Source organism: Gilliamella sp. B2923 (assembly GCF_026536565.1).
Classification (GTDB): Bacteria; Pseudomonadota; Gammaproteobacteria; order Enterobacterales; family Orbaceae; genus Gilliamella.
The window spans coordinates 41,915-64,789 of the sequence record NZ_JAFNNZ010000006.1; the positions used below are offsets into that span (position 1 = coordinate 41,915).

The 22,875-nt window shown below is 35.8% G+C and carries 21 protein-coding genes and 1 pseudogene; 12 read left to right on the forward strand and 10 right to left on the reverse strand.

Going from position 1 to position 22,875, the window contains the following annotated elements; all coding sequences use genetic code 11:
- Nucleotides 1-106 precede the first annotated feature (106 nt).
- The 4 genes from J3U42_RS07790 to J3U42_RS07805 are packed head-to-tail and all read left to right on the forward strand — an operon-like array spanning nt 107 to nt 2,441.
- Nucleotides 107-835, forward strand: a complete 729-nt coding sequence (locus J3U42_RS07790) for an MtnX-like HAD-IB family phosphatase (RefSeq protein WP_220218718.1) — start codon at nt 107-109, stop codon at nt 833-835.
- Nucleotides 836-848: 13 nt separating this feature from the next.
- A complete protein-coding gene (locus J3U42_RS07795) occupies nt 849-1,682 on the forward strand; it encodes an alpha/beta hydrolase (protein WP_267329472.1) in 834 nt (277 codons plus the stop codon).
- Complete coding sequence (locus J3U42_RS07800) at nt 1,682-2,038, forward strand: EamA family transporter (protein WP_220218716.1); 357 nt, start codon at nt 1,682-1,684, stop codon at nt 2,036-2,038. Before J3U42_RS07795 ends, J3U42_RS07800 begins: the two co-directional genes overlap by 1 nt.
- 1 nt (nt 2,039) lies before the next feature.
- Nucleotides 2,040-2,441, forward strand: coding sequence for a DMT family transporter (locus tag J3U42_RS07805; RefSeq protein ID WP_267336151.1), 402 nt, complete (start codon nt 2,040-2,042; stop codon nt 2,439-2,441).
- A gap of 77 nt (nt 2,442-2,518) precedes the next feature.
- On the opposite strand, the gene J3U42_RS07810 is transcribed toward J3U42_RS07805, so the two are convergent.
- The 3 genes from J3U42_RS07810 to J3U42_RS07820 form a co-directional block, all read right to left on the reverse strand.
- A complete protein-coding gene (locus J3U42_RS07810) occupies nt 2,519-3,388 on the reverse strand; it encodes an arginase family protein (protein WP_267336152.1) in 870 nt (289 codons plus the stop codon).
- Nucleotides 3,385-4,434 carry a GNAT family N-acetyltransferase gene (locus tag J3U42_RS07815; RefSeq protein WP_267336153.1) on the reverse strand — a complete coding sequence of 350 codons (1,050 nt, stop codon included), beginning with the start codon at nt 4,432-4,434 and terminating at the stop codon, nt 3,385-3,387. Before J3U42_RS07815 ends, J3U42_RS07810 begins: the two co-directional genes overlap by 4 nt.
- Nucleotides 4,435-4,504: 70 nt before the next feature.
- Nucleotides 4,505-5,914, reverse strand: a complete 1,410-nt coding sequence (locus J3U42_RS07820) for an aspartate aminotransferase family protein (RefSeq protein ID WP_220218712.1) — start codon at nt 5,912-5,914, stop codon at nt 4,505-4,507.
- A 156-nt stretch (nt 5,915-6,070) separates the two neighbouring features.
- Here J3U42_RS07820 and J3U42_RS07825 point away from each other — a divergent pair, with 156 nt between their 5' ends.
- The 8 genes from J3U42_RS07825 to J3U42_RS07860 all read left to right on the forward strand — a co-directional run bounded on the left by J3U42_RS07825 (nt 6,071) and on the right by J3U42_RS07860 (nt 15,651).
- The gene (locus tag J3U42_RS07825; RefSeq protein ID WP_220218711.1) at nt 6,071-6,835 is read left to right on the forward strand and encodes a MipA/OmpV family protein; all 765 of its coding nucleotides are present in this window, start codon (nt 6,071-6,073) and stop codon (nt 6,833-6,835) included.
- A 125-nt stretch (nt 6,836-6,960) separates the two neighbouring features.
- The gene (locus J3U42_RS07830; RefSeq protein WP_267336154.1) at nt 6,961-7,869 is read left to right on the forward strand and encodes a recombination-associated protein RdgC; all 909 of its coding nucleotides are present in this window, start codon (nt 6,961-6,963) and stop codon (nt 7,867-7,869) included.
- Nucleotides 7,870-8,020: 151 nt separating this feature from the next.
- A complete protein-coding gene (gene ompA, locus J3U42_RS07835; protein WP_220218709.1) occupies nt 8,021-9,121 on the forward strand; it encodes a porin OmpA in 1,101 nt (366 codons plus the stop codon).
- A gap of 160 nt (nt 9,122-9,281) precedes the next feature.
- A complete protein-coding gene (gene dnaA / locus J3U42_RS07840) occupies nt 9,282-10,637 on the forward strand; it encodes a chromosomal replication initiator protein DnaA (RefSeq protein WP_267336155.1) in 1,356 nt (451 codons plus the stop codon).
- 14 nt (nt 10,638-10,651) lie between these two features.
- A complete protein-coding gene (dnaN, locus tag J3U42_RS07845) occupies nt 10,652-11,755 on the forward strand; it encodes a DNA polymerase III subunit beta (protein ID WP_220218707.1) in 1,104 nt (367 codons plus the stop codon).
- A gap of 50 nt (nt 11,756-11,805) precedes the next feature.
- Nucleotides 11,806-12,879, forward strand: coding sequence for a DNA replication/repair protein RecF (gene recF / locus J3U42_RS07850; RefSeq protein ID WP_220218706.1), 1,074 nt, complete (start codon nt 11,806-11,808; stop codon nt 12,877-12,879).
- 42 nt (nt 12,880-12,921) lie between these two features.
- Nucleotides 12,922-15,333 (forward strand): DNA topoisomerase (ATP-hydrolyzing) subunit B, encoded by a 2,412-nt coding sequence (gyrB, locus tag J3U42_RS07855; protein ID WP_220218705.1) that lies wholly within the window; start codon nt 12,922-12,924, stop codon nt 15,331-15,333.
- A gap of 153 nt (nt 15,334-15,486) precedes the next feature.
- A complete protein-coding gene (locus J3U42_RS07860) occupies nt 15,487-15,651 on the forward strand; it encodes a hypothetical protein (protein ID WP_220218704.1) in 165 nt (54 codons plus the stop codon).
- A gap of 103 nt (nt 15,652-15,754) precedes the next feature.
- Here J3U42_RS07860 and J3U42_RS07865 read toward each other — a convergent pair whose 3' ends face one another.
- From J3U42_RS07865 to J3U42_RS07895, 7 genes and pseudogenes are all read right to left on the reverse strand, one after another.
- Entirely contained in the window at nt 15,755-16,240 is a 486-nt protein-coding gene (locus tag J3U42_RS07865; RefSeq protein ID WP_220218703.1) for a hypothetical protein, read from the reverse strand.
- Between the two features lie 2 nt (nt 16,241-16,242).
- The gene (locus J3U42_RS07870) at nt 16,243-16,932 is read right to left on the reverse strand and encodes a hypothetical protein (protein WP_220218702.1); all 690 of its coding nucleotides are present in this window, start codon (nt 16,930-16,932) and stop codon (nt 16,243-16,245) included.
- Nucleotides 16,929-18,548, reverse strand: coding sequence for an SUMF1/EgtB/PvdO family nonheme iron enzyme (locus J3U42_RS07875; protein WP_267336156.1), 1,620 nt, complete (start codon nt 18,546-18,548; stop codon nt 16,929-16,931). The genes J3U42_RS07870 and J3U42_RS07875 overlap by 4 nt, the downstream gene beginning before the upstream one ends.
- On the reverse strand, nt 18,505-19,728 hold the full coding sequence (locus tag J3U42_RS07880; protein WP_267336157.1) for an ABC transporter permease: 1,224 nt from the start codon (nt 19,726-19,728) through the stop codon (nt 18,505-18,507). Before J3U42_RS07880 ends, J3U42_RS07875 begins: the two co-directional genes overlap by 44 nt.
- Before the next feature lie 2 nt (nt 19,729-19,730).
- Complete coding sequence (locus J3U42_RS07885) at nt 19,731-20,447, reverse strand: ABC transporter ATP-binding protein (RefSeq protein ID WP_267329465.1); 717 nt, start codon at nt 20,445-20,447, stop codon at nt 19,731-19,733.
- 2 nt (nt 20,448-20,449) lie between these two features.
- Nucleotides 20,450-22,405, reverse strand: coding sequence for a vWA domain-containing protein (locus tag J3U42_RS07890; protein ID WP_267336158.1), 1,956 nt, complete (start codon nt 22,403-22,405; stop codon nt 20,450-20,452).
- Between the two features lie 12 nt (nt 22,406-22,417).
- A pseudogene (locus J3U42_RS07895) lies at nt 22,418-22,875 on the reverse strand (hypothetical protein); the annotation flags it as partial.

The following is a 22,875-nucleotide window of genomic DNA, read 5'->3' on the forward strand; positions in this document are numbered from 1 at the left end:
ATTTTCTGCTCGTTACAAAATATATACAAAGAGGCTACAAAGTTTAATGCAACTCTATGAGAAAATTTGCGCCAATATATTTAAATAGGCTATTTTTATTTTAAACATGAATAATTTTTCATCAATTGCAAATCATCTTTTTTCTCCAGCTTATGCACAACATCGAACTCCGATTGTATTGTGTGATTTCGATGGCACAATCAGTGTTAAAGATGTCACTGATACTTTGCTAAGCCATTTTGGTCAAGATGGCTGTGATGAGCTTGAAGAACTATGGGTTAGTGGCAAAATTGGTTCACAAGAGTGTATGAGTAAACAGATCGCACTAATGGATGCCAGTTTAGAAGAGCTTAACGAAGTTTTGTCGCAAATTGAAATTGATCCGGCGTTTAAATCCTTTGTTGATTATACCGAAAAAAATAACATTCCGGTGCATATTGTCAGTGACGGCTTAGATTATGCAATCGAATTTGTGTTAAAACGCCACGGTATTGAGAATTTACCGATTTTTGCCAATAAATTATTGCATGATAATGAGCGAAGCTGGCGTTTAGAATTTCCTTATGCAAATAAGGACTGTATCAAACAAAGTGGTAATTGCAAATGTAATCATGTCAAAAAACAGCAATATTTTCCACAAATTCTGTATGTTGGCGACGGAACATCTGACTATTGTGTGTCTCATCATGTGGATTTAGTTTTTGCCAAAGACAAACTTATTCAATATTGTGAAAACAATAACATTGAGCACTGTGCTATTAAAAGTTTTGCTGATGTAACTGAAGCGTTAAAACAGTCTCAGCAAGCGCTTATCCCAGTTATGATGGTAAAATGATACAGGAACAATAATGAGTACAATTGAAGATTTATCTTATTTTTTACCAGGCAATAAAAATGGCGTGCTTTTAATTCATGGATTAACCGGCACACCTAATGAGATGCGAATATTAGCTAATGGTTTACATAAAGCAGGATTCACAGTTTATGCCGTTCAATTAGCTGGCCACTGTGGTACCGAAGAAGATCTTTGTAAAACAACATGGCAAGATTGGTATAAAAGCGTGCAAGATGGCGCAGATTATTTGGCTCAACACGTAGATAACCTATTTGTAGCAGGATTATCCATGGGCGCACTGCTGGCACTTAAACTTGCCGCTGATAGACCAAACCAAATTAAAGGTGTTGGCGTGTTGGCTCCAACATTTTATTATGACGGTTGGAGTATGCCTTTTTGGGCAAAAAAATTCTTCTTTTTGTTGGTCTATTTAAAAAAATTCGGCCTCTTTCAAAAAGTCTCTTTTATCGAAAAACCGCCTTACGGTCTGAAAGATGAAAGAATTCGTGCGGTAGTTTCAGAAAGTATGCTAAGTGGTGATGCGGCATCAGCAGGACTTGCGGGCAATCCTTTTCCGGCATTAGCAGAAATGCAATTATTAGCTAAAAATGTACGTCAAGCACTGCCTAAAGTTACATCGCCCTGTTTGATTATGCACTCAGGCAATGATGATATTGCCAATATTGATACTAATGCCAGATTGGTTGAAAAAAAGGTATCGGGATCCACAAAATTAGTTGTACTCAATGATAGTTATCACTTAATTACTATCGATAGTCAGCGCCGTGAAGTTATCAAAGAATGTGCTTCATTTTTCAATGAAATTGCGCAAGGAACAACAGCATAATGACACCTTTAGTTATCTTCCTTTGGGTCAGCAATATCTGTTTTGATACTTTGGGGCAAGTTGCCTTTAAATATGCAGCGATATCGCCAAACAATCGAGATGGTTGGTATTATTGGATTGATTTGGCTAAAAATCATTGGATTTGGATCGGTATCGTCTCGTATGTTGCAGAATTTTTATTGTGGCTAGCATTTTTGACCTTAGTGCCATTATCACAAGGTGTACTGCTTGCCTCGTTTAATATTATTACCATAATGTTAGTCGGTCGAGTGCTGTTTAAAGAATTACTCACGTTTTATCGCATCATTGGTATGTTACTAATCACAGCCGGTGTGATCTTTGTTGGGATGTCTTAATATGGCTAGATTCTATTTGATTGGTTTTACCGTCCTTCTATTTTTTGACACTATTGCGCAATGTAGCTTTAAATTAACAGCTATCCACGCTCAACCATTGGCAATGAGTATTGAATGGTTAGTAAGAGTATTTACCAACCCATGGATATATATATCCATTGCCGGGTATGTACTAACGTTTTTCACTTGGATGACGTTATTAAAAAAGGCGCCGGTAGGACCAGCTTTTGCCGCCTCTCATTTTGAAGTCGTTACGGTAATGATTGCGTCGATTTGGTTGTTTAATGAACAAATCACTTTATATAAATTGATTGGCACCATACTGATTATTTCGGGAATTTTATTTTTAGCCCTAGCTGAAAGTCAGATAGCTAAGCAAAATAAAGATAACCATGCACACTAAATTCAAATCTTAAAGATAATAATGTCGGCGGCATACCATCACAATGCCGCGACTTATTGTTGCTGTTACCTTACTATTTAAGCTAATGCATTTAATAGCGTTAAATTAAGCTGATGCTGCTCTTGCTGCCAATCGTTTAATTTATCCGGGGAGATGGCGGGTTGTTTATCTAACGAACTAAGCAAACGTTTAAACCAATTAGTCGGTTGCCAAATTGACAGTTCACCGGTAATGTCACTGCCGATAATACGCTGCTTAATTGATGATATTGTATCAAGCAAATGATAGGTTTGTAGTTGTCCTTGATCCCAATTGGTATGAATGACTTTCTCACTTAGTGCATCTTTATCAATGGATAGATAGATCGGCTCAGCACTGTGATACTGTTCAGATAAGAAACCGGCAATCAGATCATCAGGCGTGTCAAAATGGCGAAAGGCATGGCCCAAACCAATTTTTTTAGCCCATTTAACATTGACATCCAAACTCCAATAAGTCAGTTTTTTGTGAAAAAGTGGTTTCCATCTATTTTCCCAAAAATGAGATAGACCGATATCATTAGAGGTGATGCCTAAGACATGAACATGGCTAACAAAGGGTAAGCTGGCAACATAGCTAACCCATGAACCACAATGAATACCGAACAAATAACGCATATTATCCGGATGATTATCAAAAATGACGACTTGAATCGGATTGTCGGCGGAATATTGCTTAGCTAAACGCTCAATGAGTAACAGTGAAATATGATGATAATCACCACTTCCCAGCAAAACTGTTCCATAATGTGCCGGTAAAAGTTGTTGAAGTTGTGCATCAAATTTTCGAAAAGCCTTCTTTGAACAACCAAATCGAATAGTGTCTTGCCATTTTGTCACATCAATAGTCGTTGCAGGCGTTATTTCACCCACACTCTGATCGAAGTCAAGTATAACAGGACATGTCATGCTACTTTCTCCTTGTCACTTTCAAAGTGACCAATCAGTTTACTTAATATGAATCTTAATAATGGGTTACGGATATAAACTAAATGCTTAGTTAGCGTAAAATTAGCGCCTAATGATGCTTTCACTTCAGGATCAGTCCAACCGGCTATATAGTGGCTAAACCCTTGTTCAAGAGCGTACTGTAGATTGACAAACCAACTAACAAAATAGAGATTTAGTTCTCTAGCTTGCGGATACACCATACCAATATACTTATCGACCAGCATATTATTGACAACAAAACAGATATTATATCCAATTAATTCATTATTATGATAATAAGTAAAAATACGTGCTTGTGCTGATTTACTTTGTAATAATTGCATAAAAAACGGTTTGGTTAATTGATCAAAATGAATTTCACTTTGTTCATAGACATTCAGATAAAGTTGATAATATTTATCTAAAATGGCTTGATCAAAAAAACAGTCATCTCCGCTATTTAAAACATTAATCTCTAGTTTTTCCCGTGATTTTAATTTACGTCTAAAATTTTTACGACGACTGTAAGAAAAACGCGAGAAAACTTCATCAATATTATCAAAATCAATAGCTAGCCAAGCCAAAGCCTGCCCTTCAACTTCAATAAATCCTAAATTTTTTAAAGCAGAAATAAGCGCCGTTGAATATTGATTATCTTGTTCACTAAGTAAAGGAGAATCTAAAGGTAGATCTTTAACAATAACAAACGGATATTGTTTGGTATAAGCTTTTTTTAAATCATCTGCCAGCTGTTTTGCCGTAACTTTGTTAGTCAGTAATCCATATTCAGAAACTGTTGTTCCAACAAAACAGGTTTTCGGTTGTAACCAATGCTGCCATTTTTTGTAGAAAGGTATTTTTTGTACTTTATGTTTAAAATCATCATCAGCAGTCGTCAACAAATCAAACTTAGCACTAAACATCGGCACGTCATCTTGATTTATCCATGCCGAAAAATCCTTTGGCGGATGCAATAAAAAATTTTCGACAATTTCGTTAGGTTCTAGCTGATTGATATATTTCATATTTTTTTAATGATTGGTGTAAATTGTGTTCCCGCCAACGAATGTTGACGGGATGATCAGAATTTAATAATTAAAGTTCTTTTTTCGCTCGTGTAATTAATTGATCAAGTAATTCGATACCTTGATCAATCTCTTGACGGGTAATATGTAGAGACGGTGCAAAAGTGATGACGTTTTTATAATAACCACCAATATCAAGCACTAAGCCCATTTTGTTACCTTTCCAATCAAGATCGCCTGACATACCGATATCAACCATTTTATCAACTAAAGCCTTATTAGCTGTAAAACCATCTTCAGTACAAATTTCAGCACGAAGCGCAAGACCTAAGCCATCAACTTCACCAATTTCTTTATGTTTTTTCTCAAGTGTTTTAAGACCTTCAAGGAAGTAAGCTCCACTCTCCATAACCATTTTTTCGTAATCAGTTTCAGAGGTCATTTTTAACACTTCAAGACCAACAGCCGTACCTAGTGGGTTTGAGGCAAATGTTGAATGCGTTGAACCAACCGGGAAGACTTCTGGATTAATCAACTCTTCACGAGCCCATAAACCACCTAATGGGTTTAGACCATTGGTTAATGCTTTAGCAAACACCACAACATCAGGCTTAACATCGAAATGTTCAATAGACCAAAGTTTACCTGTACGATAAAAGCCCATTTGGATCTCATCAACAACTAATAAGATACCATATTGATCTAAAACTTTTTTGAGTCCTTTAAAGTAGTTACGTGGTGGAACAATATAACCGCCGGTTGCTTGTAAAGGCTCTGCATAAAATGCTGCGTATTCTGCTTGTCCTACTTTCGGATCCCACACACCGTGATACTCTGTTTCAAATAGGCGGGCAAACTCAGCTACTAAGTGTTCGCCATATTCTTCTGCTGTCATACCTTTAGGACGACGGAACGGATAAGGGAATGGTACAAACATTGCACGATCGCCAAAATGACCATAACGACGACGGTAACGGTAACTTGAGGTAATAGAAGATGCACCTAAAGTACGTCCATGGTAACCACCTTGGAAAGCAAACATTAACGATTTACCGCCAGTTGCATTACGCACAACTTTTAATGAATCTTCAATACATTGTGATCCACCAACGTTAAAATGGACTCGTCCTTGGTAACCAAAACGCTGTTCCATACCTTGGGCAATGGTTTTAGCTAATTCAATTTTAGTTGGGTGTAAATATTGGCTAGCACATTGTGGTAGGGTATCAATTTGCTTTTTAAGAACGTTATTTAAACGCTCATTAGCGTAACCAAAGTTACATGCCGAGTACCACATTTGTAAGTCAAGGTAAGGTTTACCTTCTTTGTCATACATGTAGCTACCTTCACAACCATCAAAAATCTTTGGCGGTTCAACATAGTGTACAGTATCACCAAAAGAACAATATTTTGCTTCGTCGGCAAGTAGTGTTGCATCATCAGGACGACGATTAATCATTTCTAAAGTTGGTTTACTCATAATTTATCTCACTAATCCATATTCAAACACGATAAAATGTGGCATTATTATTCAAGAAAATTGATTGTTACAATGTACATTTAATGTATAGATTGTGTGACGACAAATCACAGCTAACAAAACCATAATAATATTTGATGATAAATAGGTCAGTTTATGAGGATTAATAAATTTACTAACAAACGCTGTGTGATTGCGATATTATCCATCATTACTCTAGGCTACACTCAATTTACCTTTGCTGATCCCACCTCAATTGGTGTCGGTGTTGGTTGGTCAAATTCACCTTATAAAAGTTATAGCGCCAGTTTTTATCCGGTGCCACATATAGATTACGATAATGGTCTATTTTTTATTGATGATTTATCTGCCGGTTTTTATCTTTATAATGAGAATAACCAAAGTATTTCCCTAGGTGCCCGCTATTTATCAAATGAATTTAAACCACATGATTCAGATAATCATCGACTCAAACAACTTGATACTCGACATACAACAGTACTGGCTGAAATTGAATACTCGATCGTAACCGATTGGGGAGGCTTTTCGACCAGTATTGGGGCTGATGTACTTAATGAAAGTAATAGCATTTTGTTTAATGCTGATTATACCGTACCTTATATACAAGGCGATTTAATTATCGCACCTACCATTGGTGTCAGTTGGGCTAATAGTAAACATAATAATTATTACTATGGTGTGTCGAATAAAGAGTCGCTCCGATCAGGTTTACATCATTTTAGTGCGAACAGCTCTTTTACACCTTATCTGGAAGTAGTAGCACAATATACATTAACCGATAATATTGCCACTTTTGGCGGCGTCCATATTGAAAAATTAACCGGTGATGCAGCAGATAGCCCAATGGTTGACAATAGTATCTTAACTTCAGTTTATATGGGGTTATCTTATAAATTTTAATCATTTTATTTTAGTTTTATTTAACTTTAACAATAAAATGATAACGACTTAATTTTTGATAAACCTTTATTTGAAACGCTTCATGTTAAAATGAATTTCACCCAAAATTTAGGAAATAGTTAAATATGCTTTGGTTTAAAAATGCCATTATTTACCAGCTTAATAGTGATAGTTTGCTTGATAAAGCTGTCATTGAAAAGGCGCTTAAATCCGCACCTTTCACGCCATGTGGCAACTTAGATACCTCTAAAACTGGTTGGGTGTCTCCTTATAATGATAATAATAATGAAGATTATATTGTTGATATGCAGGGGCATTTACTACTACGGATTAAAAAAGAGTCTAAGATTCTTCCCGCTCCGGTAATCAAACAAGCATTATTAGAAAAAATAGATAAACAAGAACAAGCGTTAAGTCGAAAATTAACCAAAAACGAAAAAGCAACACTAAAAGATGAAGTGATGATTGACTTAATGCCCAGAGCATTTAGCAAATATAATCATTATTGGCTTTGGATTGATACGCATAATAAACGAATCATTATCGACTGTAGTAGTTTCAAGCAAGCAGAAGATATTCTAGCCATTTTGCGTAAACAATTAGGGGCGTTGGCACTAACACCACTATCTATTGATACCCCTCTTGAGCAAGTAATGACAACTTGGGTTAAAGAAAAACTCAACTTCGCTCCATTTTTATTAGGCGATCAAGCCGAATTAAAAGATCCGCTGGAAGGAAACGGCATTATCAGTTGTAAAAATCAAGATATTACCAGTGATGAAATGCTTGTTCACTTTGAATCGGGAAAATGGATATCTAAAATCAAAATCATTGATGAACGAGGCGTTAATTTTATCGTTAATAGTGATTTAACTTTGAAGCGAATCAAATTTGACTCAGCTATTTTAGATGAAAATGAAGATATCGGATCTGATGAAATGGATAAACGACTCGAAGCTGATTTTTTCATTATGGCTAATACGTTAGCAAATACAATTAACGATTTTTATATTACAATTAATCAAATAATTTAACGATAAGATAATATCTTTTTAACACATTAGTATCTTTTGTTATGGATTTGTATATTATATGTGCTATAATCGATATTAGATTATGTGTATCATAATTAAATAAAAACAAATTAAACAACGTCTATTACAACATAATAAGTTGAGGCAAAAAATGAAAAAAACAACTCTAGCTCTAGCAATTGCTGTTGCAAGTTTAACTGCTACTGCAGCTAATGCAGCATATGAAGATAACACTTTTTATACAGGTGCTAAATTAGGTTGGTCAGAACTTTACAGATTAGATGCGAACAAAGTTCGTGCATTTGATGATACTGGTATCAAAACTTCTAACCGCAGCAATGTTGCTGGTGGTGCATTCCTTGGTTTCCAAGCTAACCCATACTTAGCATTTGAATTAGGTTACGACTGGTTAGGTTCTGCTAAATATAAAAGATCTTACAACCGTACAGGTAATGGTCATGCTGCTGGTAACAGCAAAATCAATGCACAAGGCGTATCTTTAACTGGTAAATTAAGCTACCCATTATCATTCATCTCTGATGATTTTGATATCTACGGTCGTGCAGGTGCAATGGTAACTATCGCTAAATGGAAAAATGGCGGCGATGTTAAAGATGTTTATGGTCGTGGCGGTACAAAAACTGACGTATCTCCAGTTTATGCGTTAGGTCTTGACTATCGTCTTGATGAAAACTTCTCTACTCGTTTAGAGTACCAATATGTTCAACATATTCATACTAAAACTGACGCATCTCCAGACGCTGGTACTGTTAGCTTAGGTATTACTTACCGTTTAGCTTCTCCTGCTGTTGCGGCACCAGTTGAAATCAAAACTGAAGTAAATCGTTATGTATTAAATGAAGACGTTCTATTTGCTTACGCTAAAGCTGACTTAAAAGCAGAAGGTCGTCAAGCATTAGATAATCTATTAGCTACTTTAGTGAAAATTAATCCATCTCAAAGTGCTATCGTTGTAATTGGTCACACTGACCGTATCGGTTCAGAACATTACAACCAAAAATTATCTGAACAACGCGCTCACTCTGTAATGAAATATTTAGTTGCTAGAGGCGTTCCTGCAGAAATCATCAGTGCACGTGGTATGGGTAAATCTCAACCAGTTACTGGTACTAAATGTAATGCACTTCGTGGCGCTGAATTAAAAGCATGTTTAGCACCAGATCGTCGTGTTGAAATCGAAGTTAAAGCACGTAACGTTCAAGAAGTTCAAGTAACTAATACAACAAATTAATTTTTGTTTATTTCTCAAAAACCCGGTTTTCACCGGGTTTTTTGTTCCGCTATTGTTGTTAGCAACTAAATAATATCTTACCTTTGATCTATAATTTATCCACAAAACAGATTATAATTATTACCAACGTTGTTAGTAATATAAAGTTAAAGGAGTTACTGTGCCTACCGCTATTTGGCAAGATTGTCTTTCTCAATTACAAGAAGAGCTTCCTACAACGGAATTCAACTTATGGATACGCCCGTTGCAAGCGGAAATGGTCGATGACAAACTTTATATTTATGCACCTAATAGATTTGTGTTAGATTGGGTAAAAAATAAATACCTATCTGCTATTTCTCAACTATTAAATAAACTTTTTGATAATGATTCACTGAAATTATATCTTGAAGTTGGATCGACTTTATCTTTAGAGAAAAAATCTCAACAAAGCAAACCTAAAACCGATATTGTTCCGACATGGAAAACAACGAAAGAAACGAACAATCACACTTATCATTCCGGTATTAACCATAAGCATACTTTTAGTAGCTTTGTAGAAGGTAAATCAAACCAACTTGCCGTTGCGGCAGCTAAACAGGTTGCTGAAAATCCGGGGAAAGCTTATAACCCGCTATTTTTATATGGTTCAACCGGTTTAGGAAAAACCCATTTATTGCATGCAGTTGGTAATCAAATCATGGATGAAAAAATGAATGCCAAAGTTGTTTACATGCATTCAGAACGTTTCGTTCAAGATATGGTAAAAGCATTGCAAAATAATGCTATTGAAGAGTTTAAAAATTATTACCGTTCAGTTGATGCTTTACTCATTGATGATATTCAATTCTTTGCTAATAAAGAACGTTCTCAGGAAGAATTTTTTCATACCTTCAATTCATTATTAGAAGGTAATCAACAAATTATTTTAACATCTGACCGTTACCCGAAAGAAATTAATGGCGTTGAAGATCGTTTAAAATCACGCTTTGGCTGGGGATTAACCATTGCCATTGAACCACCAGAACTTGAAACTCGCGTTGCTATTTTAATGAAAAAAGCAGAAGAGAATAAAATAAAATTACCTGAAGAAGTGGCTTTTTTTATAGCTAAACGATTACGTTCTAACGTGCGTGAATTAGAAGGCGCGCTTAACCGGGTCATAGCGAATGCAAATTTTACTGGTAAATCAATTACCATTGATTTTGTAAAAGATGCTTTAAAAGATTTACTTGCCTTGCAAGAAAAATTGATTACTATTGAAAATATTCAAAAAACGGTGGCTGAGTATTATAAAATCAAAGTTTCAGATTTATTATCTAAACGCCGTTCTCGCTCAGTTGCCAGACCTAGACAAGTGGCAATGGCTCTTGCTAAAGAATTAACCAATAAAAGCCTCCCTGAAATTGGAGATGGATTTGGTGGAAGAGATCATACCACGGTACTACATGCATGCCGTAAAATTGCCGATTTAAAAGAAGAAAGCAATGATATTAAAGAGGATTACTCCAATTTAATTCGAACATTATCAACTTAACAAGAATAAACACTATGAAATTTATTATAGAACGAGAAAAACTGATTAAGCCATTGCAACTTGTTAGTGCACCACTAAGCAGTCGACCAACATTACCCATTTTGGGCAATTTATTACTACAAGTCAGTGACAATACATTATCAATGACAGGTACTGACCTTGAAATAGAGATGATAGCGCATTTACCGTTAACACAAGCATGTGAACCGGGTGCAACAACAGTGCCAGCAAGAAAGTTTCTCGATATCTGTCGTAATCTTCCCAATGATGCTCAGATTTCGATCAGCGTTGATGATAATCGATTAATAATCCAGTCTGGTCGGAGTAAATTTTCTTTAGCAACTTTGCCGGCGAGTGATTTTCCAAATTTAGAAAATTGGCAAAGTGATGTTGATATTTCTGTTCCACAAAAAACGATAAAACGTCTTATCGATGCTGTTCAATTTTCAATGGCAAATCAAGATGTGCGATATTATTTAAATGGAATGCTATTTGAAATTGAAGACGGGTTATTAAAATCTGTTGCCACCGATGGTCACCGATTAGCAGTTTGTGCACAACCTGTTGGGCAAAATATTACTGAAACTTGCTCGGTGATATTACCTCGAAAAGGGGTTATTGAACTGGCGAAATTGGTAAGTGATAGCGACGATCCGATTAATATGCAAATTGGTAACAATAATCTGCGTGTCAATCTTGGTGATTTTACTTTTACCTCTAAGCTGATTGACGGTAGATTTCCTGATTATAAACGTGTATTGCCACGTAACCCTGATAAGCCACTAGAAGTATCCTGTGATGAGCTGAGAAATGCATTGTCTCGTGTAGCAATTTTATCCAACGAGAAATTCCGTGGGATCCGATTATATGTACACAATAATCAAATAAAAATTACTGCTAATAATCCGGAGCAAGAGGAAGCTGAAGAAGTCATTGATGTAAAATATGAGTCCTCAGAGCTTGAAATTGGCTTCAATGTGACCTATTTATTAGATATATTAAATACTTTGAAATGTGATAGCGTACAACTGCTATTCACCGATGCAACATCAAGCGTGCAAATTGAAGATATTAATAATCAATCTGCAACTTATGTTGTGATGCCAATGCGCTTATAACATACGCCTATTCAACTTCCGGCTTCGGCCGGAGATTGTATTTTAACCCTATGACTCTTGCACAAATTAATATTCACCATTTCCGTAACATTAGCCACGCTCAATTATCTTTATCTCGCCATTTTAACTATGTGGTTGGTGATAATGGTAGTGGTAAAACTAGCCTACTTGAAGCGATTTACATGTTAGGTCATGGACGTGCATTTAGGCATATACAATCAAATCGAATTATACAACACGAACAACCAGAGCTGGTGTTATATAGCCAATTAGAATCATTAAATCAGCAATGTCGTACAATAGGATTGGCAAAAGCTCGTAACAATGAAAACAAGATAAAAATCGATGGCGATGAAGGCTTTCGGTTAACTGATTTAGCAAAATTATTACCCATTCAGCTCATTACGCCGGAAGGTTTTGATTTGTTAACAGGCGGCCCTAAATATCGACGTTCATTTCTTGATTGGGGGTGTTTTCATCATTATCCGGAGTTTGTCCAGCTTTGGAATAATTTGAAACGTCTGTTTAAACAACGTAATGCATTATTAAAACAATCCCAAAACTATAATCAACTGTTACCTTGGGATAAACAATTAGTCCCCATCGCTGAAAAAATAAGTGAAATTCGAGCTGACTATGCTGAAAATATTTTTCCTGAAATTATAAAAACAACGAAAGACTTTCTACCTGAGTATGAACTTAACTGTTCATACTATCAAGGTTGGGAGTATGGTGTAGATTATGCAGAGATATTACAAAGACAATTTGAACGAGATAAATTGCTTAATTATACCTCGCTAGGTCCACATAAAGCCGATATCAAATTACGTGTTGATAATATACCGGTTGAAGATCTTCTATCACGAGGCCAATTAAAATTGTTAATGTGTGCCTTACGTTTGTCACAAGGTGAGTATTACACTAAACAAACAAACCAATCATGTATTTACCTGATTGATGACTTTGCTTCCGAACTGGATAAAAATAAACGTAACTTATTGGCAAAACGTTTAAAATCAGCCCATTCACAAGTTTTTATCACGGCTGTCAGTGAAGAGCAAATTAGCCACATGATTGATGAAAATGATAAGATTTTTCACATAAAATCTGGTATAATTTCATAAATATACGAAATGATAAAAGAAATTAAATAGGTCGAGAAATCCATGTCTAACTCTTATGATTCATCTAGCATTAAAGTGCTTAAAGGACTTGATGCAGTCCGAAAACGTCCTGGTATGTATATTGGAGACACCGATGATGGAACAGGCCTTCATCATATGGTTTTTGAAGTAGTTGATAACGCCATTGACGAAGCATTAGCAGGATATTGTAACCATATCGAAGTAATCATTCATCCCGATAACTCTGTGTCGGTACGTGATGATGGGCGTGGTATTCCTACCGGAATACATGAAGAAGAAGGAATTTCTGCTGCCGAAGTGATTATGACCGTGTTACATGCAGGCGGTAAATTTGATGATAATTCCTATAAAGTATCTGGTGGCTTGCATGGCGTTGGTGTTTCAGTGGTAAATGCACTATCAGATAAATTAGAACTCGTGATTTACCGTGAAGGAAAAATTCATAAACAAACCTATCATTTAGGTGTTCCGCAAGAACCCCTTAAAGTCATAGGTGAGACAACTGAATCGGGTACATACGTTCGTTTCTGGCCAAGTCCACAGACATTTACCAATATTGAATTTGTCTATGAGCATTTAGCGAAACGGCTGCGTGAACTTTCATTCTTAAATTCCGGTGTTTCAATTAAACTGATTGATGAACGCACAGGTAAAAGCGAACATTACCACTATGAAGGTGGTATTCAAGCTTTTGTTGAATACTTGAATAAGAATAAAAATCCGATTCATCCCAAAATTTTCTATTTTAGTACTGAAAAAGACGGGATTGGCGTTGAAATTGCCTTGCAGTGGAATGATGGTTATCAAGAAAATATCTACTGCTTTACCAATAATATTCCACAACGAGATGGCGGTACGCATTTAGCTGGTTTTCGTGGTGCAATGACACGTACCTTAAATAACTATATGGAAAGTGAAGGGTATAGTAAAAAAGCTAAAATCAGTGCAACCGGTGACGATGCTCGTGAAGGTTTGATTGCGGTAGTATCGGTAAAAGTACCTGATCCTAAGTTTTCATCACAAACCAAAGATAAACTCGTTTCATCTGAAGTTAAATCAGCGGTTGAATCTGTTATGGGTGAAAAACTGTCTGAGTATCTGCTGGAAAACCCAACCGATGCTAAAATTGTTGTTGGTAAGATCATCGACGCAGCAAGAGCACGTGAAGCGGCACGAAAAGCACGTGAAATGACACGCCGTAAAGGTGCATTAGATTTAGGTGGTTTACCGGGTAAACTTGCTGATTGCCAAGAAAAAGACCCTGCTTTATCTGAACTGTATCTGGTGGAAGGGGACTCTGCGGGCGGCTCGGCAAAACAGGGGCGTAACCGCAAAAACCAAGCGATTTTACCGTTAAAAGGAAAAATCCTAAATGTAGAAAAAGCCCGTTTTGATAAGATGCTCTCTTCTCAGGAAGTGGCAACCTTAATCACGGCATTAGGCTGTGGAATTGGTCGTGATGAATATAATCCGGATAAAATGCGTTATCACAGTATCATCATCATGACTGATGCCGACGTTGACGGATCACATATCCGAACACTACTGTTAACATTCTTCTATCGTCAAATGCCAGAAATTATCGAACGTGGGTATGTATATATTGCTCAACCACCACTATATAAAGTGAAAAAAGGTAAGCAAGAACAATATATTAAAGATGATGATGCCATGACCCAATTCCAAATTGCTTTGGCGCTTGAAGATGCATCATTGCATGTTAATGATCATGCGCCTGCACTGGCAGGAGAAGCATTAGAAAGACTGATTGCTGAATATCAAAAAGTTGAAAAATTAATCACCAAAATGGAACGTCGTTATCCTAAAGCATTACTTGCTGAATTGGTGTATCAAGATGTATTAGACGAAAACATTTTGCAGGATCAGCAAAAAGCTGAACATTGGGTAACAACCATTGTTGAAAAGTTAACAAATAAAGAGCAACACGGTAGTAGTTATTCGTACTCAGTGCAGTACAATGATAAAACACAACTATATGTGCCAATCATTAAAGTCAGAACACACGGTGTTGATACTAACTATGCGCTCGATCAAGTCTTCATTCATAGTAATGAATATCGTAATATCTGCCATTTAGGTAAGCAACTAAAAGATTTACTTGAAGATAGTGCATTTATTCAAAGAGGCGAACGCAAACAACCTGTTAGCTCTTTTGAAGAAGCTGTAGATTGGCTAATCAAAGAATCGCGTCGAGGATTAACTATCCAACGTTATAAAGGTCTGGGTGAAATGAATCCGGAACAATTATGGGAAACGACAATGGATCCGACCAGCCGTCGCATGTTGCAAGTCACCATAAAAGATGCGATAGAAGCGGATCAGTTGTTTACCACCTTAATGGGTGATGAAGTTGAACCTCGTCGAATGTTTATTGAAGAAAATGCATTAAAAGCGGCTAATTTAGACTTCTAAAAGCATTTCAATACAGCATTTAACAACAAAAAACCAGACTTAATGTCTGGTTTTTTTATTATTAAAATCTCAGATAATTTTATTGCCCAAAATTCGACAATAATCCTAGATACCTATAATTTTCTTATATATTGAAAGTTTCTACTGGCAAATATGCCAACTAGTTTACAACGTGGCAAGGCTGATTTTGGCGCTTTTAGGATAATACCATGGCAATATATTGATAATAACCAATATATTGCCATGTTTAAGATAGGAAAAGCTCATTCAGTTAAATATGGTTTGAATAATAGTAACAAGAAAATATTAATCGAATAAAAACACTTTGTTTCCCATTATGATGATCTTTATTTCTTATTATTCAATCATTGATCATAGTTAACTTCCCGTTTTTACTTCACTAATTTATCAAACTAAATCATTATATATTTAATGCTTTTTGTAATTGTTGAAGTTTTTTATGTAATTTTTCCAACTCAATTTGCTTTTCAAGTTCTGAGCCATATGAACTATTCACTTTTTTAATGAGTTGCTGTTCAATATCGTTAACTTGAGCTTGCAAATCATCACGACCTTTTGCCTTTTGTTTCACTTCATCAGTTAACTGAGATACCTCAGTTTCCAATTTTTGCTGTAGTGACCGTCTTTGTTTTATCGTTAATGAAGTATCATTTTTCTGTTTCTCAATAATGGCATAAATCTGTCTAAACTGACGATTAGCTCTTTTTTCATTCTCTAGAATTTGCACTTTTCGATCAACTCGAGCTTGATAATTGCCCGAATTATGACAACCCATTTTATGGAAAAAACTAATGTCTTCATTAGTTGGATCACATTGTTCAACTGTAGTTGAACAACCAGTTAAAAATATAAACGGACAAAGTAATAACAGATATCTTTTTTTCATAATTAACTTACCTTAACTGCTGAACGCTGTTTAGACACAATATTTATTTGATTTTCAAGTACTGCAATTTGTTTATTTAATTGATTGATTTGTTTATCTAGTTGAGAGACATTGACACCAGCTTGTTTTTCTTCAGAAGATACTGTCACCCAATCTCTTTCGATTTTTTTCATACGTTGTAACTTATCGTTTAGATAAGTAATATTGGCATCAATTTGGGTCAAATCATTTTCAGCCTGTTTTTTATTTACCGTATCGTTTTTAATTTGATTTCTTAATGCGTTAAGTGTCATCAAATTCTTGTCTAATACTGCTTTAGCTACTTGTGTCACAGCTTGCACCTCGTAAGTATCTTTCTGAATATCTTGAATATAGATATCAAGACGCGCTTCAGTATTAGCATAGTCTGCGCGTTTAGAGTCAAGATAATAATTTACGCCCATCGCTAAACCACAACTTACAGCCGCAGAAGCGACACAAGTACCAGCTCTACCACCTAGTAACAAACAACCAACACCACCTATACCTGCACCGACTGCACAAGCTTGCCATGCAGATTTACTAAAAAATTTAGCTGTATGACTTTTAGTCAATGCGGGATCAACATTTCGAGTATTTACACCACCAACACCTTGACATCCAGCTAAAACAAGAGATACACATAAACTAAGGACTACTAAAATTTTATTCATCGTTTGTTTCCTTTTATTTCATTACAAGTTTGTAGCCAAGCTGTTCGCTCAACTTTTCCTGATTCAATATATTCGTTGATGTGTTTGAAATAGAGCGCCAAGTAGTCGCTCATATTTGCTTTTCCACTATTCTCAAGAATAAATTGAGTCGATTTGGATTGATCGTTGATTGTTTTTTTCTCGTAGTTCGAGGCTGTGTTAACAATGGTGTCGGAATAGTATTTCAAGATAAAATCCCGAGCACTTTTGGACTCATCAACAACCTGTTTTAAATTTTCCAACTTCACTTTTGAACACATATTATCGTCATTCAAAGTATTAGTCTCGTTTGCATCACAAACTTCATTGACCATTGTTTCATAGAGATTATTATTATATTCGTACTTACTATGTAAATCAGATACATTGGCACATAAAAAGGCTCCGAGTTGCAAAGCAGATTGAATAGAGCGATCACGTTGCTCATCACGGGCTTGATTAGCACTCCTTAAAAGTATATTGAGTTGATTTAATTCTTGTTTAGTTTTCTCATCCTCAACTTGTTTAGTGATTTTTTCAAGCTCATTAACTACATTGCCATTTTGGTTATTATTTGTTTCGTTACCTAGCTCGTTCCATTCTTTTTCAAGCTCTTTGATTTTTTCATTCGAACTCATCACATTTGTGGTATAGACTAAACGGATCCCAACATCCTTACTTTTATAGGCAGTTTTATCATCATAAAAAGGTTTCTCAATACGAAAATAACTGGTAATTGATGATTCCGGTGTCAAATAGCTACCACCACGAACAATGATGCCACCTTGCTGACCATGATAACGATCCAATTTATTCATTTTAAATGAATCAAACATCATTTCGTGTACATTACCTAAGATATCATAAAGATCTAAAGGGTTAGGCTCAAGCCGACCTATAAGCTGTAATTTTCCATTGGCTGACTTAGATCCGGAAAACCAGGCATAACTTTCAACATTACTGGTCATCGGGAATCGTGATTCACGAAATTCTGATTCCGTCACTTTCGCTCCTCCCCGTGCTGCATATTCCCACTCGGTGTTACTAGGTAAACGGACATAGCCGTTAGGTAAACCCTTTTCATTCAACTTAGCAGCGTTTTCAATCAACCAGCGATTATATTTATCGGTAAAAGCGACTGCATCAAACCAGCTAATATCTGTAATAGGAAAAGAAAGATTGATCTTAGGTTTTGGGCAGGTATCATTCATTACCGATTGATATTGTAATGCGGTAATCTCATACTTACCTATTAAATAATAACGCTCTTTACCAGAATCTGAAAAACTGCCTGCAATATAGTTTGGTGTTGCATACTCAGCAAAACCAAGCTCTTTTTGATTACTGCCCAAAATAATTTTGACATCATCTAACGGCTTGTTTGTTGGTGTAAATACCTTTTTCATTACCAAACTACCGTCACAAGGCATTGGTAAAATAACATCATCTTTTGCTGGTTTAGGATTATAGAATTTTTCATCCCAAGCTTGAGCATAACCGAAGGACGGAAATAAGCTTATTGCAGCCAAACCCCAACTAGCAAATCTGAGACTGTTAGGCTTCACGTAAGCTTTCTGCTGGTTGAATTTTAACAGCACGACGCCCTCCTATAACCACAACGGTACTTGAAATGAGTAAAGTCAATAAAAATGCAAAAATAAAATGGTAAAATTGTAATTGACTCACAACAGATTGTGAAACCAAATTTTCACCTAAAACTAAATTGAACGCATAATTTCCTGCCATAAAAAGTATGCAGGACAGAATAAAAGCTAAACAACTAAGCATCATAGCTTGATTGAGTAGATAAAGCATAATATCTCGGGAGCGAAAACCAAGTAATCGCATAAAAGCAATATCTTTACGCTTCCGTTCAATATTGGATAAAAACGAGCCGGTAAATGATAAAACACATCCAAATACGGCTGTCATTGCAATCACACTAAAAATAAAATTAAGTACGCGATCAATCGCTTGCATATTTTCAATTGCTTTAGCTTGGGTGCGAGTATCAATATTCTTTTCTCGTAATTTAAATGCTAATGGTGCAACATTCTCAAGTGCTTTAGCATATATTCGGGCTCGAGCAAAGGAAGTATGAGAGGGAGGGTTAATATTTCCTTTAGATGTTATAAAAACATTACTGACATAACCATCATAATAGTTTTCCATTTCTATTAGTAAATCTAATGTAACAAATGCGGCTGCTCGGCTATAATTAATTTCGGGAATAATACCAATAACTTCTAATTCTGCAATGCCTTTCTCCAGCTTCCCGTCTAGCTGTCGGGTAATTACCATTTTCACACGATTCCCAACGTCTACCTGCATTTTTTCGGCAGATAATGAACTCAATAAAATTTGATTTTTGTGATTGAGTAACGGTAAATTTTCGGTTATTGGATCGCCCTTCGCAGTGGGAATAACTTCGGCATTATTAACAAAATGACTGGCATCTTTCATTAAGTCTGCTTGTGTATTTAATGAACGTGTCAATGGAATCACAAAAGCGGTCTCTGGTTGTTGCTCTATCCATTGAAACATTTCATTATCGAGTTGTAAATTACCCACAATTTTTACTTCTAAATTTTGCGGATCATTAAGTAATTGTTGTCTAAGTTGTGAAACAATGCCATATTTTAAACTAAATAGTAATAGTAACGGTGTGATGACCGATATTACCGACGCAATAATACAAAATGAAACTTTTTTGTCGTACCATAAGTCTGCCAAGGATAAACGAGCGATAAAAAGCCATTTTGAAAACGTTTTAATCATTTTTACGCCCTATCCTGTAATGGCAGAAAAACGGATGATTGCGGGGAAGTTAACTTAGCTGATAAAGTATAAAGCCCTTTATTTGCTATTCGTTTCCAATCATGCGTAACAATCATTGCTGCAATATTATCTTGCAAAGCCTGTTCAATAATTAATTCAAAAAGCAAATTAGCATTATAAGGATCTAACGCTGACGTTGGTTCATCTGCCAGTAATAACGCCGGTTTATGAATAATAGAACGAATAAAAGAAGCACGTTGTCTTTCACCAATAGAGAGCTGATTAGGATACTTATTGATTAAATGTGCAATATTAAGCTTCTGCACTAAGTAATCAAAGCGTTGGTTATCAACGCTTTTTTGTAATAACTTAAAGGACATTAATATATTGTCACGAACGGTCAAAAATGGCAGCAATCCACCTGTTTGCAACATAAAACCTAAATAGTGAGCTCGTATATCGGCTAATTGCTCCCATTTATCATGCTTAATTAATTTAGCAATATCAATATCGTTATCCCCTACTAGCAGGTTGTAGCAACCCACTTCGGCAGGTTTTAGAATCATACCCACCATTTCAAGTAAGGTGCTTTTTCCAGCACCACTATCACCTTGAATAACCACAACTTGACCCGCGTTAACTCTCAGTTGTGGCAGGCAAACACTAAAAAAGGATTTGCCGGTTGTTCTTGAAATGGACAATTGATTAATGACTAACATTTTTACGGTAACATTTCTAATGGAATAGGATAAACATTTTCACGCGGATCACTTCCTTCGGATAATGAGATCCAGCGATCGACATCGGCATTACATTTTTGATAATAACGAATCTTACTGTTTAAATTCCGGATAAATTTTTCTTGTTCAAGCCCACTCATACTTTTCCAAGCATCTTGATCAAGTCCTGTTACGTCACTTTTATAAGGAATATTATCCAAATATTCACCTAATAAACCTAAATCAGCAATTTTAGTCACAGAATCAGATTTTAACTTACTTGGATCTTGCCCCATAGCCGCTGCAACAGAACGAAGTTGGGAAAACATATCATCGGCAGAAATCAAACCATCATTGGCGGCATTAGCAATCTTGCTAACAACATCACTTAAATCACTTAGTTGCGATTTGGTTAACAAAATGCGTGGCTCTGCTGTCGGAATGGTTGGTTTAACAAAGTCTTTATCAGCAATCCAAGCCTTGAAAACTGTTGGGGCTTTAGCGCCTTTAGTATCCCCAAGATATGCAAGCTGCATGGCTTTACTTAATAATAAAGCATCTTTGATCATATCAGCATTTTCATCTTTTGAATTCAATGCGCTTCCAACGGAAACCTCACCTTTATAAGCAAGTTTCACTTGTGTGGATAATGCTTCGGCTAATAAATCAACCTTCTGCCCAAATTGTTGTACATTACCAGCATTAACCGGATAATAGAGTGATTTATGGATGAAATCGTTAAAAGTTAAATCAGAGTATTGCGCTTTAGCAATAGGATGATCTTTTATACCATTTGCTGTTTTGAGATGTAAAGCATAGATAGCAACACCTTTATGTTGCGCTTCAAGTCGCAATTGAGCTGCATCCATTTTCGTACTTGATAGTTTATCGTCGCCTGGAATAGCGCTAGCATCAGTAATTAAAATTATATAACGGGCGCTAAAGTTATCCCAATTAATCTCATTTAAAGCTTGATTTATACCTGCAAATGCATCTTCGGCAAAATAAGCCGTTGAAACTTTAGCTTGTTTAAGTGAGGCGCTTGCTTTTAGAAAGCTATCTTTACTCTTAACTTGATTAGGATCGACAAAAATTTTAGAAACAAATTCAAGTTTTTTGGAAGTTTTTAAACTCGATCTAAAAGAAACCAGACCGAATTTAACTTGATCTTGTAAATGTTCTTTTTCAATTTTCTTATAAACTCGCTTAACCGCTTCTCTAGTGCGAGAAATATAGGGATCCATTGAAATCGTTGAATCTATCACAAATACAATTGCCGCATTAAAAGGGGTTTGATTGCTAGCATTATCATTAGATTGAGAATTTGATGATCTTTTTTTAACTAGCTCATCTTGTTTGCTCAGTGAAGCAACTTCTAATACTCGTTCATAAAACCCTTGCCCATTCATAACTTCCTCACCTTGTAAAATCGGTAATAAATAGAAGTTACTTTTGAAATCGACATACTCTTTAGGCTCTTGTGCAAGCACTTGTGATACTGATTTATTACTTTTGAGTGCATCACGAATAGGTTTTAATAGCGTTTCGGGATTTTCAGCATCGACAATTTTAGTTAGATCTGCTTTATCTTTAAAAAATAATAAAGGTTCACGATCAACCGGATTAGTAAATACTAAAGTCATTTGCATATTCCAATCGATAGCACATGAATCATTAATCCAACCGATTGTTTTACCGAATGAATCCGGACCTACTTTTAGCCATTTCTGATTATTTTCATATTTACGCTCATAAACATAGTAACGCGAAAAAGCCGGAACAGATTTACCTTTAGAATCGGTGAAATTACTCTTTAATTGGCAGCTTGGCGTACTTAACACACGCTGATACAAGGTTGTTTTACCAGCCTGTTTAAGTGGCTCTGCTGCAAATCCCAATAGAGGAAAACACGTTAAACCTATTGTAAAAAAGAGTTTGGAAATATCTATTTTATTCATTTTTGCTCCTTACTATTTCTGCAATTGAGATAAACGATCTTTAACAAACTCGCTATTTGGATCATTAATTAAAGATGTTTCATACCAATAAATGGCTGCTTCTTTATCGGCTTTGAAGCATTTATTCGCTTTATAAAATTTTTCGTCATACTCTTTTGCATACAGCAGAGCAATTTTAGTATTTTTTTGCGCCTTATTTGCATATAAACGCTGCGCGATATTACATTTTCCTGCATTTTTAGCTTCAGTAATTATCTCAATAATTGCATCTATATCGGGTTTAGTCTGTAAACATTGTTGAATAAACGTTAAATCATCACTTGTTGCATTTTTTAAACTACATTTACTGCTGATTTTAGAATCCGGTTCTACCGGTTTTGTCGGTGCCGTTGGCGTTGACGCTACTGGTTTCGTCGGCTCTACCGAATTCGTCGGTGCCGTTGACGTTGACGCTACTGGTTTCGTCGGCG

Bases quoted from the DNA above. Each gene is read 5' to 3' on its own strand.
- gyrB (WP_220218705.1), top strand. From the start codon at position 12,922: ATGTCTAACTCTTATGATTCATCTAGCATTAAAGTGCTTAAAGGACTT.
- J3U42_RS07800 (WP_220218716.1), top strand. From the start codon at position 1,682: ATGACACCTTTAGTTATCTTCCTTTGGGTCAGCAATATCTGTTTTGAT.
- J3U42_RS07805 (WP_267336151.1), top strand. From the start codon at position 2,040: ATGGCTAGATTCTATTTGATTGGTTTTACCGTCCTTCTATTTTTTGAC.
- dnaN (WP_220218707.1), top strand. From the start codon at position 10,652: ATGAAATTTATTATAGAACGAGAAAAACTGATTAAGCCATTGCAACTT.
- J3U42_RS07870 (WP_220218702.1), bottom strand. From the start codon at position 16,932: ATGAATAAAATTTTAGTAGTCCTTAGTTTATGTGTATCTCTTGTTTTA.
- ompA (WP_220218709.1), top strand. From the start codon at position 8,021: ATGAAAAAAACAACTCTAGCTCTAGCAATTGCTGTTGCAAGTTTAACT.
- J3U42_RS07810 (WP_267336152.1), bottom strand. From the start codon at position 3,388: ATGACATGTCCTGTTATACTTGACTTCGATCAGAGTGTGGGTGAAATA.
- J3U42_RS07865 (WP_220218703.1), bottom strand. From the start codon at position 16,240: ATGAAAAAAAGATATCTGTTATTACTTTGTCCGTTTATATTTTTAACT.
- J3U42_RS07795 (WP_267329472.1), top strand. From the start codon at position 849: ATGAGTACAATTGAAGATTTATCTTATTTTTTACCAGGCAATAAAAAT.
- J3U42_RS07790 (WP_220218718.1), top strand. From the start codon at position 107: ATGAATAATTTTTCATCAATTGCAAATCATCTTTTTTCTCCAGCTTAT.
- J3U42_RS07815 (WP_267336153.1), bottom strand. From the start codon at position 4,434: ATGAAATATATCAATCAGCTAGAACCTAACGAAATTGTCGAAAATTTT.
- J3U42_RS07825 (WP_220218711.1), top strand. From the start codon at position 6,071: ATGAGGATTAATAAATTTACTAACAAACGCTGTGTGATTGCGATATTA.
- J3U42_RS07880 (WP_267336157.1), bottom strand. From the start codon at position 19,728: ATGATTAAAACGTTTTCAAAATGGCTTTTTATCGCTCGTTTATCCTTG.
- J3U42_RS07890 (WP_267336158.1), bottom strand. From the start codon at position 22,405: ATGAATAAAATAGATATTTCCAAACTCTTTTTTACAATAGGTTTAACG.
- J3U42_RS07830 (WP_267336154.1), top strand. From the start codon at position 6,961: ATGCTTTGGTTTAAAAATGCCATTATTTACCAGCTTAATAGTGATAGT.
- J3U42_RS07820 (WP_220218712.1), bottom strand. From the start codon at position 5,914: ATGAGTAAACCAACTTTAGAAATGATTAATCGTCGTCCTGATGATGCA.
- J3U42_RS07885 (WP_267329465.1), bottom strand. From the start codon at position 20,447: ATGTTAGTCATTAATCAATTGTCCATTTCAAGAACAACCGGCAAATCC.
- J3U42_RS07860 (WP_220218704.1), top strand. From the start codon at position 15,487: ATGCCAACTAGTTTACAACGTGGCAAGGCTGATTTTGGCGCTTTTAGG.
- recF (WP_220218706.1), top strand. From the start codon at position 11,806: ATGACTCTTGCACAAATTAATATTCACCATTTCCGTAACATTAGCCAC.